Raw genomic sequence first — 14,154 nt, 5'->3', positions numbered from 1 at the left:
CGGGCGTGGCCGCTAGGCCTTGAGACTCGCCTGAGCTGCTTTGGCACCAGCTGCCGCCGCCGCTTCCAGCGGTCCGCGGCCGATGAAGCGGCGCCACGGCACCGCCACCCCCACCACGATCACGACGTGCCAGAGCAGCGCGTGCTCGTGGTCGCGGGGCAGGATCGTCGCGAGTAGCACGACGTGCAGGGTGTAAAGAGTGAACGTCATGCTTCCGACGTCGGCGAGTGGCGTCAGCGCCGTCGGCAGTCGGTGACCGAGGAGCAGCATGAGACCAAGCACGGCGGCCGCGGTGCCGATCGTGTGTAGCAGATCGAACGGGGTCGACGAGTGTGGCGACGCCACGGTCAGCCACCACCAGCTCGTGGTCGGGGTGGTGCCGTAGAAGGATGTCGTGAGGGGTCCGTCGGTGAAGGGGCGGCTGGTGGGGTGTGCCCCGGTTCCAGCATCGATGAGCCGTTCCAGGACACCCTGCCGGAGCAGTAGCCACGAGAGCAACGAGCAGATCGTGGCGAGTGCGGCGCCGCCGACGAGCAGCCGCCAGGCGACGGTCGCCGAGGCCAGGGCCAGCCGGCCGAGTCCGATCCCGGCCAGCAGATATGCCATCCACGGCAGGGCCGGGTAGTACCCGGTCAAGATCAGCTGGCGGAGCAGGTCCGCGGGTTCGGCCAGCGACTCCACCGTAGGGTCGCCGGGAGCCGACCGTGGTGCGTCGATCCGCAGGAGGTGGCTGATCAACGGGGCGAGGACGGCCCAGGTGGCTGCCAGCGGCAGCAACGTCCGTGCGCGCAGGCCCAGGAACGGTAGTGCGAGGATGAAGAAGAGCCCGTAGTAGACCAGGATCACGGCCACGCCGGAGTCGAGCTGCCCCAGGATCATCCCGACCGTGATCAGCAGGGCGGCCCGAGTGGCAGTGCCGGCGAACGCTTGGCGCAACCGCGCTCCTCGTGGCGGGATCGTACCCCCGCTGGCCAGCGCGAGCCCCACACCGGCGAGGAGCGCGAACAGCGCTGAGGCTCGTCCGCTGGCGAGTAGGTGCGCCAGGGTGGACTGACCGTCGTCGCCGATGGACGGCGTGATGTGTACCGCAATCATGCCGATCAGCGCCACACCACGGGCGGCATCGACACCTTGGAGCCGACGGCCGGCCCGCTTCGCGTGTGCAGGCATCGGCGGCGGTGCTGCCGTCAGAAGATCATCGAGGCCAGGAACGGTGCCATGGTCAGCACGAGGCACGCCACCAGAACAACGGCGACGAGCCGCTTCCGGGGATCCGTTCGGCGCGGGGTGTCGTCGGTCTCATGCATAGGCCCCACCATACGTGGTGCCGGTCGGATGGCAACCTTCATCGAGGTTCGGGAACATGCCAGCAGAATCGTACGTTGGACCGGTTGGAAGAAGTTGAGTCGTATAGGCTCAAGGAAGATTTGACAAGCACCTGAGTGGATACATACTTGAGTCTGACTGACTCAACAGTAGAGTGCACTCGATACGAGATGTTGGAGGAAACGCCATGGCACGAGCTGTCGGCATTGACCTCGGTACCACTAACTCCGTCGTCGCTGTCCTGGAGGGCGGCGAACCAACGGTCATCGCCAATGCCGAGGGTGCGCGGACCACGCCGTCGGTGGTCGCGTTCGCGAAGAACGGCGAGGTCCTGGTCGGCGAGGTCGCCAAGCGCCAGGCGGTGACCAACGTCGAACGCACCATCCGGTCGGTCAAGCGGCACATGGGCACCGACTGGAAGACCGAGATCGACGACAAGACGTTCAACCCGCAGCAGATCTCGGCCTTCGTGCTGCAGAAGTTGAAGCGTGACGCCGAGGCCTACCTCGGTGAAACCATCACCGACGCTGTCATCACCACCCCGGCCTACTTCAGTGACGCCCAGCGTCAGGCCACCAAGGAAGCCGGTGAGGTCGCCGGCCTCAACGTGTTGCGCATCGTCAACGAGCCGACCGCTGCCGCGCTCGCCTACGGACTCGAGCGGGGTGAGCACGATCACACCATCCTCGTCTTCGACCTCGGGGGCGGCACGTTCGACGTCTCGCTGCTGGAGATCGGCGAGGGTGTGGTCGAGGTCAAGGCCACGAGTGGCGACAACCACCTCGGTGGTGACGACTGGGATCAGAAGATCGTCGACTGGCTGGTGGAGAAGATCAAGTCGTCCTACGGGCTTGATCTCTCCAAGGACAAGATCGCCATGCAGCGCGTCCGCGAGGCGGCCGAGCGGGCGAAGATCGAGCTGTCGTCCAGCACTCAGACATCCATCTCGCTGCCGTACATCGCGCAGGATGCCGAGAAGAACCCGGTGCATGTTGATGAGAGCATCACCCGGGCCCAGTTCGAGCAGATGACCAGCGATCTGTTGGATCGCACCAAGGCGCCGTTCGAGGCGGTTATCCGCGATGCCGGCATCTCGGTCGACCAGATCGACCACGTGGTGCTCGTCGGTGGCTCTACCCGGATGCCAGCCGTGGCTAACCTGGTCAAGGAGTTGGCCGGTGGCAAGGAGCCACACAAGGGTGTCAACCCGGACGAAGTCGTCGCGGTGGGCGCTAGCCTTCAGGCTGGTGTGTTGCGTGGCGAGGTCAAGGACGTGCTCCTGCTCGACGTCACACCGCTGTCCCTGGGCATCGAGACCAAGGGTGGCGTCATGACCAAGCTCATCGAGCGGAACACCACGATCCCCACCAAACGGTCGGAGATCTTCACCACGGCCGAAGACAACCAGCCCACCGTGGGTATTCAGGTCTACCAAGGTGAGCGAGAGATCGCGGCCTACAACAAGAAGCTGGGCACCTTCGACCTCACCGGTCTGCCGCCGGCCCCCCGTGGAATGCCGCAGATCGAGGTCACCTTCGACATCGACGCGAACGGTATCGTTCACGTCTCGGCGAAGGACCTCGGCACCGGCAAGGAGCAGTCGATGACCATCACCGGCGGATCCGCGTTGGGGAAGGAAGACATCGACCGGATGGTCAAGGACGCCGAGCAGTACGCCGAGGAGGATCGCCAGCGCCGGGAGGCCGCGGAGAACCGCAACCAGGCCGAATCGCTGGTGTACCAGACGGAGAAGTTCCTCGCGGACAACACGGAAAAGGTCGAATCGTTGTCCACCGAGGTCCGCGACGACGTCAACTCCGCACTGGAAGAAGCCAAGAAGGCGCTCGAAGGCACCGACGAGGCAGCCATCAAATCCAGCTCGGAACGGCTGCAGACGGCCTTCCAAGCACTCGGCGCTGCCATTTACGCCACGGCGCAGCCGCCGACGGGTGACGCCGGTGCGCAGGCCGGCGCTGAAGACGACGCGCAGGCCGAGGCTGCCGGCGAAGAAGACGTCGTCGAGGCTGAGATCGTGGACGAGGACAAGGACGACAAGTGACCGACGAGCAGCACGTTCCGGAGGAAGGTGAGACACCGGTGGTTCGTGACCGTCGGCGGATCGATCCGGAGACGGGCCTGCGGCGGGAGCAGCCGGAGCCCACAGCCGGCGCGGGCGGTCCACCACCGTCGGACGATTCCGACGCGGTGGCGGCCGAAGGTGTCGCGGCCGATGGTGTCGCGGCCGATGGTGCGGCCGAGGCGCTGACACAGGCCTTGGCCGAGGCCGCCGAACGGTTGGACGATCTCAAACGGCTGCAGGCGGAGTACACGAACTATCGTCGCCGTGTTGAGCGAGACCGCGAGGCGGTTCGTGAGGCAGTCAAGGTCGACGTGCTGTCCGGCTTTCTCGGTGTCCTTGACGACATCGGCCGCGCCCGCGAGCACGGTGATCTGAACGGTGCGTTCAGATCGGTGGGTGAGGCGTTGGAGGCGGCGGTCGCCAAGGCTGGACTTGAGCGGTTCGGCGAGGTGGGCGACGAGTTCGACCCCACCATCCACGAGGCGCTGATGCACGGGTACTCCGACGAGGTCACCGTTACCACGTGCACCCAGGTCCTGCAGCCCGGATACCGTGTCGGCGACCGGATCGTCCGCCCGGCGCGGGTGGCCGTCGCCGATCCGACCGAAGCGCTGCCGGCGGCGGGGACCGCCTCGGCGGCCGATGCGATGCCTGGTCCGGACCAGGCCGACGTCGGACTGGATACTGACGCGGAGGCGCGTGAGGATGCCGATCGGCCGGACAACGGAGACAATTAGGTCGACGTAATCAGTAGGAGGGAGGGGAGCAGCGCGTGAGCACCAAGGACTGGCTCGAGAAGGACTACTACAAGATCCTCGGCGTGTCGAAAGACGCTGACGCCGCGGAGGTGAAGAAGGCCTATCGCAACCTAGCCCGCGAGCTGCACCCTGACCGCAACAAGGACGACAAGAACGCCGAGAACCGGTTCAAAGACGTCTCGGAGGCGTACTCGGTCCTGTCCGACCCGGAGAAGCGCAAGCAGTACGACGAAGCACGCACGCTCTTTGGCGGCGGTGTCCGGATGCCCGGCGGGGGCGACGGTGGAGGTTTCAACTTCGACCTCGGCGACATCTTCTCCGGTAGCGGATCATCCGGCGAGGGCGGTCTGGGAGACGTCTTCGGTGGTCTGTTCGGTCAGCGTTCCCGATCTCGTGGGGCTGGCGCCCGGCGGGGCTCGGATGTCGAGACCGACGTCTCCATCGGTTTCGCCGAGGCGGTTCACGGCAAAACGGTGCCGCTGCGGATGACCAGCGCGTCGGCGTGTACGTCGTGTGCGGGTACCGGTGCCCGGGCCGGCACCGTGCCCAGAGTCTGCCCGGCGTGCACCGGAACCGGGTTCACCAGTACCGACTCCGGTGGGTTCGGCATGGCCGAGCCGTGCCGCGACTGCAAGGGTCGGGGCCTGTTGGTGGACGACCCCTGTCCGGTTTGCAAAGGGTCCGGGCGCGGCACTACCAGCAAGGTGATGCACGTGCGGATCCCCGCCGGCGTTGTCGACGGCCAGCGGATCCGGCTGCGCGGCAAAGGAGCCCCCGGGGAACGCGGGGGCCGGCCGGGCGACCTCTACGTGACAGTGCACGTCGGTCAACACCCCGTGTTCGGACGTAAAAGCGAGCACCTCACGGTTGCTGTTCCGGTCACCTTCCCGGAGGCTACCCTGGGGGCAGAGGTCAAGGTGCCCACGTTGAACGGCGCTCCGGTCACCCTCAAGCTGCCCCCGGGTACACCCAACGGGCAGACGTTCCGGGTCCGCGGCCGGGGTGCCACCCGTCGCGACGGAACGAAAGGTGATCTCCTCGTCACGGTCGAGGTGACAGTGCCGGACAAGGTCACCGAATCGGCCCGCAAGGCGCTGGAGGACTACCAGAGCGAGACCTCGGGTGAAGACATCCGGGCTGAGCTGATGCGTAAGGCGGCGGAAGGAGGTTGACATGGACGCACGAACTCGATTCGTCGTGGCGATGTCGGGCGCTGCCCGGAGAGTCAGTGACGACGAACCCCTCTACGTCATTTCGGTCGCGGCCGAGATGGCCGGTATGCATCCGCAGACGCTGCGCCAGTACGACCGACTCGGCTTGGTCTCGCCAAGGCGCACCGGTGGTGGAGGCCGGCGGTATTCGCTGCGAGATGTCGAGCAGCTCCGCGAGGTCCAGCGCCTATCTCAGGAGGAGGGTGTCAACCTCGTCGGGATCAAACGCATCCTCGAACTCGAAGCTGAGGTAGAGCACCTCAGGGCGCAGTTGGAAGCGTTGTTGGAGCGTGCCCGGCAGTCCGAGTATCTTCCGGCGCCGGCCTTCGGCGGCACCACACTCGCCATCTATCGTTCTCGTCCCTAGTCCTCGTTCCGACGACGTGGCTGGTACGTCACGCCGTGAGAAGGCCCACGCCGAGTGTGATCAAAGCCGCGGCCAGCACGATCGCGCCGGTCCACACGAGAACGATCAGCCCGTTTGGCTTGGTGCGCCCCGCTCCCATCGACGAGAAGAAGAACCCGGCGGGCATCAGGATGGCGGCGATGGCGACACCGCTGCGGGCTAGCCACGCGGCGGCACCATCCAGGTCGGTGGCGTCGGTGAGGATCGCGGCCACGATCCCTAGGGTGACGAACATCCCGGCGTGCCCGTGACCAGCCCGGGCGAAGGCGCGTTGAAAGTCCGTGGCGGGCGTCTTTCCGCGGATGATCCGGGTGAGATACCAGCCGCCGGACTCCACCGTGACGAGTGCCAGCAGGAGGATGCCGATCAGGCGGGTGGCCTCCGAGCTGAGTTCCAGCATGACAACTCCCCGATTGTGGTTTACCAACACCGTTATAAAACAGCGTTAGGTTAATCTTGTCAAGGAGCACGATGCGGACGACAACGTAAGGGGCGGCGATGGGGCGACCACGCATTCACGACGAGGCGGTCGCCGGCAGGCTACTCGAACGCGCGGCGGAGACCGTTTCGTCAGAAGGGGTGCGAGCGCTCAGCCTGCGCTCCCTGGCCAAGGCCGCCAAGACGTCGACCACCGCCGTCTACTCTCTCTTCGGCGGAAAGCCGGGGCTCCTGGCCGCCCTGTACAAGAAGGTGTTCGCCCAGCTCGGTGAAGCTCTCGACAATGTCGCGCCCAGCGCCGATCCGCTCGACGACATCGTCCGGCTCGGTCTGGCCTACCGAGAGGTCGCGGTGGCTGACCCGCACGGTTATCGGATCATGTTCGGTGACGAGGTCCGGCCCGCCGATCTGGATCCGGAAACAGTGAGCCTAGGTGCACGCACCTTCGACCCGTTGCTGGCCGCTGTGCAGCGGGCCGTGTCGGAAGGCCGGTTCCCCGTATCCCCCGCGCCACCGTTGATCGCCACGGCGCTGTGGGCCAACGTCCATGGTTTGGTCACGTTGGAACTCGGGCAATTCATGCCTCCGCAGGCTGGCCCGCCGGCCGAGGTGTTCGAGTCCGCCGTGCGGGCCAATGTTGCGGGTTGGGCCTGCGCGGCCGGCCGTGCGGCAGACTCGCAACGCTCGGCGCCGAGGTGAGTTGCGCGCTGCGCGGGTTCACCCAGCGTCCTGCAACGGTGCCCCTAGGGCCACGTTCGGCGGGACGCTCCGAGGTGGAGCCGCATCACGAGAACCAGCGACGGAAGCGCTCGGCATCCACGTCACCCACCGCGTTGCGGACGAATTCTTCTACCGTCGAGTGCATCGCGTTTGCTGGCATCTCGATCGACACCGGAGAACCAAGCTCCGACAGAGCTAGCCGCATGGTCGTGAGCGAGGTAGGCAGTTCCGAGTCGGACGAGATCGGGCTGAATGGGTCTGGCAGCGTGGGGATGAGCGTGCTGACAGTGCGGATAAGCCCAGTTGCCCCAAGCGCGAGCCGCATCCCGAGCCGAGAGTCAGACAGGTCGATCCCCGCTTCGGTGAACGACGCGGCGACGGGATCTCGATCAGGGGCGGGCGCGTTTTCGACAGCCAGCTCCGGTAGGACGTCTACCCGCAGCCACGTCGTCGAAGACTGCACAGATTCATCACCGGAGTCCAGATCATCGGCCGGCCCGTCGGCCGGCCCCGCATCCACGGCTCCCAGCAGCCAGAAGAGCGGAGCCAAGGGGCTCGCAGCCAGGCCGCTTCCGGGCACGGCGATCCACCCGTCTTCTTCCTCCGGTCCATCGGTGTAGATGGTGGTGCCGGCGATGACCGACGGCACCACCGAGCTGACAGTGCTCTCGTCGGTGGGTGCTTCGGCCGAAGCACCCACCGAGAAGGTCGACCACATCGCCAGCCGTCGCGTGTTGAGGTCGAATAAGAGGTCGGTTATGGTCGCGATGCCCGCGGCGCTAGGTTCACTCGATTCTGGGCTGGATGGCACGACGATGAGGGACGATCCCCGGCCGGTGCCGGCGGCGAACGTGTCGCGTACAGCGACCTTCACGGTGTCCAACGGCTGCGAGTTCAACAGCATCTCCGGTTATGGCTACCAAGCGGTGCGGCACCGCCACGGCAGATTGTTGTGGCACCGCCAGGCTATCTGGCCAGGGAAATCCGGGCTTCACGCGTCGAAGCGCGGTGTCATCGCTAGCAGCCGGCTCAGGTCTGCGCCGCTGGCGATTTCGGCTGGGTTGACCCCACGTTCGAACAGCCGCCCGCCACTCTCGCCGCCGGCTAGGGTCAGCGTGCCGCCGCCACGGCGAAGCCAGGTACCTTCGCGCAGGGCGACCACCGGCACGTCGTTCTCCTCCAAGAACTCGATAAGGCGCCCTTCGCGAGTCTCACCCATATGGGTGTCTCCCGGGACGGGGTCGACGTAGTGCGGGTTGATCTGGAAGGGGACGAGGCCGAGAGTGTCAAAGTTCGGTGGCTGCACAATGGGCATGTCATTGGTGGTCCGCAACGTTGGTGCCGCAATGTTGGTGCCCGCGCTGGAGCCGACGTACGGCATGCCCCTGTCTACCCGGTCGCGAATCCGCGTTATCAAGCCGTGCCGGTGCAATGCTGAAACCAGCCGGAACGTGTTGCCACCTCCGACGAACACCGCTTCGGCTTCGGCCACCAGCGCGGCCGGATCTGCGGTATGGGCGCCGACGACGTCCATACCGAGCGGCTTCAACGCGCTGGAGAACATCTCTGTGTAGCCATCATGGTCAGCTAGCGCGAATGGTACGAACGTTACTGTGCTAACTCCGTTGAGTGTCTCGGCCAGCACGTCGTGTGCGTGTTCGAGGTAGCGCCGGCCGGGCGCGGTTGAGTTGGACAGTAGGAGCAGGTTCACGCTCTCTCCCGAGGTTCGGCCTGGGCACGAGTCCCGATCCGTACCGGAACTGGGACTCGTGCCCAGTTGCGACTACTCCACGGCACCGCCGCGATTCAGCTCTGCGTTGGCGTGGAGAGCGGCGACACCGCTGCCGAACGTGCCCTCCGGACCGGCCGGCTCGGGCAGGTCGATCGGGCGTCCTGGCACCCGCATGCCGCGAACGCCGTTCACCGACTCGGTCGAGTAGGCGAATGTCAGCTGCGCGAACGCGATCAGGTCGCTGTTGACCTCCAACGCATGCAGGTCAAGGTTGTCGATCGTGTCGCAGGCCTCGTGGTAGCACTGATCGAACTGCTCGCCGGCAGTGCCGCCCCAGATCGCCTCCTGCTGTGGAGTTTTGACCCCTTCGGCCCCGGTGAACAGGCCGCCGGACGGGATGCCGTTGTTGATGAACGCCTGGTAGTCACTGCGTCCGGAGAATTCGGCGTCGTCGTACGGCTCGCCGATCCAGGTGTAGTACGACTCGTACAGATTCTCGATCGCGGTGGACCCGGGCGGCACGGGAACCGGTGCGTCGAAGGTGGATTCGTCGGCGTCGTAGACCATGAACACGTGGTTGGGTGAGGCGACCATGTCGTAGTTGAGGTAGAGCGCGATCCGGTCCAACTCGTCGGCTGGTAGCCCTTCGACATATGCGTTCGAGCCGATGAGGCCGAGCTCCTCCGCGCCCCACCAGGCGAAACGCAGCGTATTTTGGGGCTTGATGTTGGCCATCATGAGCGCCGTCTCGAGGATGGCCGCTGATCCGGAGCCGTTGTCGTTGATGCCCGCCCCAGCGGCGACGCTATCGAGGTGGGCGCCGGCCATGACGACATTGTTGTTGTTCCTGCCGGGCAGTTCGGCGATGACGTTGACGTCGGTGCGCGTTTCGGGCTCGATCACATGCACCCGAGCGGTCGAGCCGGCCTGGGCCAGCGCGACACCGTCGGCGAAGCTGGCTCCGACCACGGGGATCACGACTCCGGAATCATCGCCGAGTGTGCCCACGATCAGGCCCTCTCGGGTGGGGTCGTCGCCCTGATTGAAGATGACGACGGCTTCGGCGCCGGCGTCCTGGGCATTGCGTGCCTTATCTGCGAAGGGGCAGGTCCCACGTTGGACGAGGGCGACATCGTTGGGTCCGCTGAAGTCGAGTCCGTCGAAATCGGACGGTTCACAGCCGCTGGTCGAGTCGCGAGGTGGGTCGAGCGCGAGGTTCACCGGGATCACCGGCCCGGTGACGTCGCCGGCCCCACTGTTGGTGAACGGACCAGTGTCGTACTCGCCCTGTACTGGAGTGAGCTGTTCGAGAACGGCCGGGAATGCGAACTGGAACTCGAACTCGTCGAGTGTCACGTCGTAGCCGGCATCTTCCAGCAATCCAGCGACGTACGCGGCGCTGTCCGCGTATCCCTTGGTGCCGGCGGCGCGGGAACCCGGGTAGTACGGATCGTCGTTGTTGTCGGCGATCTTCTGGAACTGTTGAAGATGGGACCGGACGCCGTCGAGTGTGACGCATTCGAGCAGCATGCGGTACGTGAGATTCTTGCGGACCTCGCACCGAGTGTCCGACGGCGTTGCCGTTGCGGTCGTGCCGGAGCCAGGTGCTGACACCGGCGCTACCATGGCGAGCCCTAATCCGGTGACGGCCGCGAGTGCCGCAACCCGGGTACGGGTGCGTCGTGTCGCGCGAACAGTCATGGCGACCTCCTTGTCGCATAGTGTCGCCCACCCCGTGACGGAGATCACGGAAGAAGCATGATCGACTAACCGTATTCCCGGATCGATGCGAGCGTAAGGGGTTCGTGCTCGAAATCGATCCGGTCGTCCACGCGGAGCGCTAAGCCCGATGGTTCGGGGTAGCCGTTCGGTCAGGTAACGAGGTGGCGGGCTCGGCTAGCCTGACTCGCGACAAGGCTGGTCTGCTCTGCGGCCGAGCACACGGTGGAGGCGGACGACAGATGAAGGAGAGCAATGGTGGAACCTGCACGGAGCCCGCAGGAACGGAAGCGAGACACGTTGGGCCGGCTGGAATCCGACGTGGATGCCTGGGTCGCCACCGCGGATTCCAGGGGTGATGCTCACATGGTGCCGCTCTCGTTCCGCTGGGATGGTGTCGGGATGATCGTTTCCATACCTCCGAACAGCGTCACCGCGCGCAACTTTGATCAAGGTGGCCGAGTTCGGGTGGGGCTCGGAGAGTTGCGAGACGTCGTCGTCATCGACGCGGCGGCGGAATCGATCGACGACGACGCGTCGAAAGACGCATTCGCCCAACTCGGCTGGGATCCACGCGATGAGACGAAGGACTACGCCTACTTCCGTCTCGTGCCGGATCGGATTCAAGCCTGGCGTGAGTCGAACGAACTGTCCGGCCGGACGCTGATGCGCGACGGCGTCTGGCTGCTCTGACGGTGTGCTCCGTCAGGTCGCTGATCGGTGTACGCCGACACGGGCGGCCGCTTTCGCATTGAGGTTGAGTGGAATAGACTCAACTTTGGCGTCGTTGTATGAAGCGGCAACCCCGAGCAAGCATTGAGGAGACACTGGAGACTGATGAACGACCAGCTGACCACCAAAGCGCAGGAGGCACTGTCGGTAGCGGTGCGGACCGCCGCTACCTCGGGTAATCCTGCGGTAGAGCCGATCCACCTGTTGCGGTCGCTGCTCATCCAGGCAGATGGGCTCACCAGTCCGCTTCTGGAGGCCGCTGGCGCCGACGTCGCAGCTGTCCGCCGCGATGTCGACGCGGCCTTCGCGGCACTGCCATCGGCGGCCGGCTCCACCGTGGCCGCCCCCAACCTCGCGCGTCCCACGTACTCGGTCCTATCCCATGCGGGTGAGGTCGCGCGTGAGCTCGACGACCAGTACATCTCCACGGAGCATCTGCTGGTGGGGCTCGCGCATGTGGAGTCCCCGGTCAAAGACCTTCTCGCTCAGCACGGCGTCACCGCCGAGAAGATCCGCGCCGCTTTCACCGACGTCCGCGGCTCAGGGCGCGTCACCAGTCCGGACCCCGAAGGCACCTACGACGCACTCAACAAGTACGGCGTCGACCTCACTGAACGCGCCCGCGAGAGCAAGATCGATCCAGTCATCGGGCGTGATTCGGAGATCCGACGGGTTGTGCAGGTGCTGTCGCGGCGTACCAAGAACAACCCCGTTCTCATCGGCGAGCCGGGGGTCGGCAAAACCGCGGTCGTCGAGGGCCTGGCGCAGCGGATCGTCGCCGGCGACGTCCCTGAGTCGTTGCGAGGCAAACGCCTCGTCGCCCTTGATATCGGCGCGATGCTCGCCGGTGCCAAGTACCGTGGCGAGTTCGAGGAGCGGCTCAAGGCCGTGCTCGACGAGATCAAAGCCAGCGACGGACAGGTCGTCACGTTCATCGACGAGTTGCACACCGTGGTTGGTGCCGGAGCCAGCGGAGATTCCGCGATGGATGCCGGCAACATGCTCAAGCCGATGCTGGCCCGGGGCGAGCTGCGGATGGTGGGTGCCACCACACTCGACGAATACCGTGAGCGGATCGAGAAGGACCCAGCCCTAGAACGCCGATTCCAGCAGGTCTACGTTGGTGAGCCCAGTGTCGAGGACAGCATCGCCATCCTCCGTGGGCTCAAGGAGCGCTACGAGGCGCACCACAAGGTTCAGATCTCCGACGCGGCGCTGGTAGCGGCGGCATCGTTGTCACACCGCTACATCACCGGCCGCCAACTGCCGGACAAGGCCATCGACCTCGTCGACGAAGCCGCGTCGCGGCTGCGTATGGAGATCGACTCCTCGCCCGTCGAGATCGATACTCTGCGCCGGCAGGTCGACCGGCTCAAGATGGAAGAGCTGGCGCTCGAGAAGGAGCAGGACGAAGCGTCGCGGGAACGTCTGGCCGTGCTCCGCGCCGAACTGGCCGATCGCGAGGAAGAGCTGCGTGGGCTTGAGGCCCGGTGGGAGCAGGAGAAGACCAGCCTCAACCGGGTCGGTGCGCTAAAAGAGCAGATCGACGAGCTACGGGGCCAGGCCGAGCGGGCCCAGCGCGACGGCGACCTCGCCGGCGCCAGCGAACTGCTGTATGGCCGCATCCCGGAACTCGAGAAAGAGCTGGCCGCGTCCGAGGTAGTCGAGAGCCCTACGGCTGAGACGATGGTCAAAGATGAGGTCGGCCCGGACGACGTCGCCGACGTCGTCGCCGCCTGGACGGGTATTCCCGCCGGCCGGCTGCTGGAGGGAGAGACCGGCAAGCTGCTGCGGATGGAGGACGAACTCGGCGCGCGGGTGGTCGGTCAGCACAAACCGGTCGCCGCCGTATCCGACGCCGTCCGCCGGGCGCGCGCGGGCGTGTCCGACCCCGACCGCCCTACCGGTACTTTCCTGTTCCTGGGGCCGACGGGCGTCGGCAAGACCGAACTAGCCAAGGCGTTGGCCGACTTCCTGTTCGACGACGAGCGGGCCATGGTCCGCATCGACATGAGCGAATACTCCGAAAAACACAGCGTAGCCCGGCTCGTGGGGGCACCACCCGGCTACGTCGGCTACGAGGAAGGTGGCCAGCTGACCGAGTCGGTGCGCCGCCGCCCGTACTCGGTGGTGCTGCTCGACGAGGTCGAGAAAGCCCACCCGGAGGTCTTCGACATCCTGCTGCAGGTGTTCGACGACGGACGGTTGACCGACGGTCAGGGCCGCACGGTCGACTTCCGCAACACCATTCTGATCCTCACCTCCAACCTCGGCTCGATGTTCCTCGCCGACCCGGCTCTGGATGAGCCGGCGAAGGAGAAGGCCGTGATGGAGGTGGTGCGGAGTTCGTTCAAACCTGAGTTCCTGAACCGCCTGGACGACATCGTCATGTTCCAGCCGCTGGGTACGGACGAACTCTCACGTATCGTCGACCTTCAGGTGGAACGCCTCGCGGAGCGGCTGGCCGACCGTCGTCTGGTGCTCGACGTCAGCGACGGCGCCAAAGAGTGGCTGGCGCTGACCGGCTACGACCCCGTGTATGGTGCGCGGCCATTGCGGCGGCTGGTGCAGACCGCCATCGGAGATCAACTAGCCCGCGCCATACTGGCCGGCGATATCCGCGACGGCGACACCGTCACCGTCGACCTTGACGAGGGCGCTGATCAGCTCAGCGTGCGTCGCGCCTGACCACTCACCCCAGCGCAACAGTGACGACAACGGCGGCTGGCACGACTGACCTGTTGTGCACCTGATCTCCGTTTGTGCGCCTGATCGTTTCTATGGCGACGATCAGGCGCACAAACGTCGGTGACATCGCAGGGCGATGAGCGGCGGCATGCATCTGATCGCATCCCACGACGCGGACGCCTCAGCGATCAGATGCGTCGCAAACGTGTGCGGTAGCTGTGGTGTCTCGGGACATCGCTGACGGGTGTGTCTCGGGACATCGCTGACGGTTTGAGTGTGTCATGTGGGTTGGGGTTCGCGGTGGCCGCGTAGGTCGTAGCGGGGTTGGGCGCTGGGTTGGTAGC

12 protein-coding genes are annotated in these 14,154 nt (G+C 65.7%); 7 read left to right on the top strand and 5 right to left on the bottom strand.

Annotation, left to right across the window (positions count from 1 at the left end):
• Positions 1-12: 12 nt before the first annotated feature.
• A complete protein-coding gene (locus tag G8760_RS00060) occupies positions 13-1,170 on the bottom strand; it encodes a heparan-alpha-glucosaminide N-acetyltransferase domain-containing protein (RefSeq protein ID WP_166344844.1) in 1,158 nt (385 codons plus the stop codon).
• A 343-nt stretch (positions 1,171-1,513) separates the two neighbouring features.
• Between G8760_RS00060 and dnaK the strand changes: the two genes are divergently transcribed.
• From dnaK to G8760_RS00040, 4 genes are read left to right on the top strand one after another with little or no spacing between them, the layout of a single operon-like run.
• Complete coding sequence (gene dnaK, locus G8760_RS00055) at positions 1,514-3,385, top strand: molecular chaperone DnaK (protein ID WP_166344841.1); 1,872 nt, start codon at positions 1,514-1,516, stop codon at positions 3,383-3,385.
• A gap of 59 nt (positions 3,386-3,444) precedes the next feature.
• Positions 3,445-4,143, top strand: coding sequence for a nucleotide exchange factor GrpE (grpE, locus tag G8760_RS00050; RefSeq protein WP_207782046.1), 699 nt, complete (start codon positions 3,445-3,447; stop codon positions 4,141-4,143).
• A gap of 35 nt (positions 4,144-4,178) precedes the next feature.
• Positions 4,179-5,336 carry a molecular chaperone DnaJ gene (dnaJ, locus tag G8760_RS00045; protein ID WP_166344836.1) on the top strand — a complete coding sequence of 386 codons (1,158 nt, stop codon included), beginning with the start codon at positions 4,179-4,181 and terminating at the stop codon, positions 5,334-5,336.
• Between the two features lie 31 nt (positions 5,337-5,367).
• On the top strand, positions 5,368-5,742 hold the full coding sequence (locus G8760_RS00040) for a heat shock protein transcriptional repressor HspR (protein ID WP_166347711.1): 375 nt from the start codon (positions 5,368-5,370) through the stop codon (positions 5,740-5,742).
• Positions 5,743-5,770: 28 nt separating this feature from the next.
• Here G8760_RS00040 and G8760_RS00035 read toward each other — a convergent pair whose 3' ends face one another.
• Positions 5,771-6,181, bottom strand: coding sequence for a hypothetical protein (locus G8760_RS00035; protein ID WP_166344832.1), 411 nt, complete (start codon positions 6,179-6,181; stop codon positions 5,771-5,773).
• A gap of 98 nt (positions 6,182-6,279) precedes the next feature.
• Between G8760_RS00035 and G8760_RS00030 the strand changes: the two genes are divergently transcribed.
• Positions 6,280-6,918, top strand: a complete 639-nt coding sequence (locus G8760_RS00030) for a TetR/AcrR family transcriptional regulator (RefSeq protein WP_166344828.1) — start codon at positions 6,280-6,282, stop codon at positions 6,916-6,918.
• A gap of 85 nt (positions 6,919-7,003) precedes the next feature.
• Here the strand turns inward: G8760_RS00030 and G8760_RS00025 are convergent, their stop codons facing one another.
• The 3 genes from G8760_RS00025 to G8760_RS00015 form a co-directional block, all read right to left on the bottom strand.
• Positions 7,004-7,837, bottom strand: a complete 834-nt coding sequence (locus G8760_RS00025; protein ID WP_166344825.1) for a hypothetical protein — start codon at positions 7,835-7,837, stop codon at positions 7,004-7,006.
• Between the two features lie 93 nt (positions 7,838-7,930).
• On the bottom strand, positions 7,931-8,650 hold the full coding sequence (pepE, locus tag G8760_RS00020) for a dipeptidase PepE (RefSeq protein WP_166344821.1): 720 nt from the start codon (positions 8,648-8,650) through the stop codon (positions 7,931-7,933).
• 72 nt (positions 8,651-8,722) lie between these two features.
• Positions 8,723-10,372, bottom strand: a complete 1,650-nt coding sequence (locus tag G8760_RS00015; RefSeq protein WP_207781869.1) for a M28 family metallopeptidase — start codon at positions 10,370-10,372, stop codon at positions 8,723-8,725.
• Between the two features lie 276 nt (positions 10,373-10,648).
• Between G8760_RS00015 and G8760_RS00010 the strand changes: the two genes are divergently transcribed.
• Together G8760_RS00010 and clpB are read left to right on the top strand one after the other, a co-directional pair.
• Positions 10,649-11,083 (top strand): pyridoxamine 5'-phosphate oxidase family protein, encoded by a 435-nt coding sequence (locus tag G8760_RS00010; protein WP_207781868.1) that lies wholly within the window; start codon positions 10,649-10,651, stop codon positions 11,081-11,083.
• Positions 11,084-11,227: 144 nt separating this feature from the next.
• A complete protein-coding gene (clpB, locus tag G8760_RS00005; protein ID WP_207781867.1) occupies positions 11,228-13,810 on the top strand; it encodes an ATP-dependent chaperone ClpB in 2,583 nt (860 codons plus the stop codon).
• The last annotated feature ends 344 nt before the right edge of the window (positions 13,811-14,154 follow it).

It is taken from the genome of Phytoactinopolyspora limicola (assembly GCF_011320225.1).
In the GTDB taxonomy this organism is placed as follows: domain Bacteria; phylum Actinomycetota; class Actinomycetes; order Jiangellales; family Jiangellaceae; genus Phytoactinopolyspora; species Phytoactinopolyspora limicola.
Note: the sequence above shows the minus strand (reverse complement) of the source record. Positions and strands in the feature narration are given on the sequence as shown.

What these genes read in the sequence shown, in the direction of transcription:
- G8760_RS00060 (WP_166344844.1), bottom strand. Translation starts at nt 1,170, where the DNA reads ATGCCTGCACACGCGAAGCGGGCCGGCCGTCGGCTCCAAGGTGTCGAT.
- dnaK (WP_166344841.1), top strand. Translation starts at nt 1,514, where the DNA reads ATGGCACGAGCTGTCGGCATTGACCTCGGTACCACTAACTCCGTCGTC.
- G8760_RS00040 (WP_166347711.1), top strand. Translation starts at nt 5,368, where the DNA reads ATGTCGGGCGCTGCCCGGAGAGTCAGTGACGACGAACCCCTCTACGTC.
- G8760_RS00035 (WP_166344832.1), bottom strand. Translation starts at nt 6,181, where the DNA reads ATGCTGGAACTCAGCTCGGAGGCCACCCGCCTGATCGGCATCCTCCTG.
- G8760_RS00030 (WP_166344828.1), top strand. Translation starts at nt 6,280, where the DNA reads ATGGGGCGACCACGCATTCACGACGAGGCGGTCGCCGGCAGGCTACTC.
- G8760_RS00015 (WP_207781869.1), bottom strand. Translation starts at nt 10,372, where the DNA reads ATGACTGTTCGCGCGACACGACGCACCCGTACCCGGGTTGCGGCACTC.
- clpB (WP_207781867.1), top strand. Translation starts at nt 11,228, where the DNA reads ATGAACGACCAGCTGACCACCAAAGCGCAGGAGGCACTGTCGGTAGCG.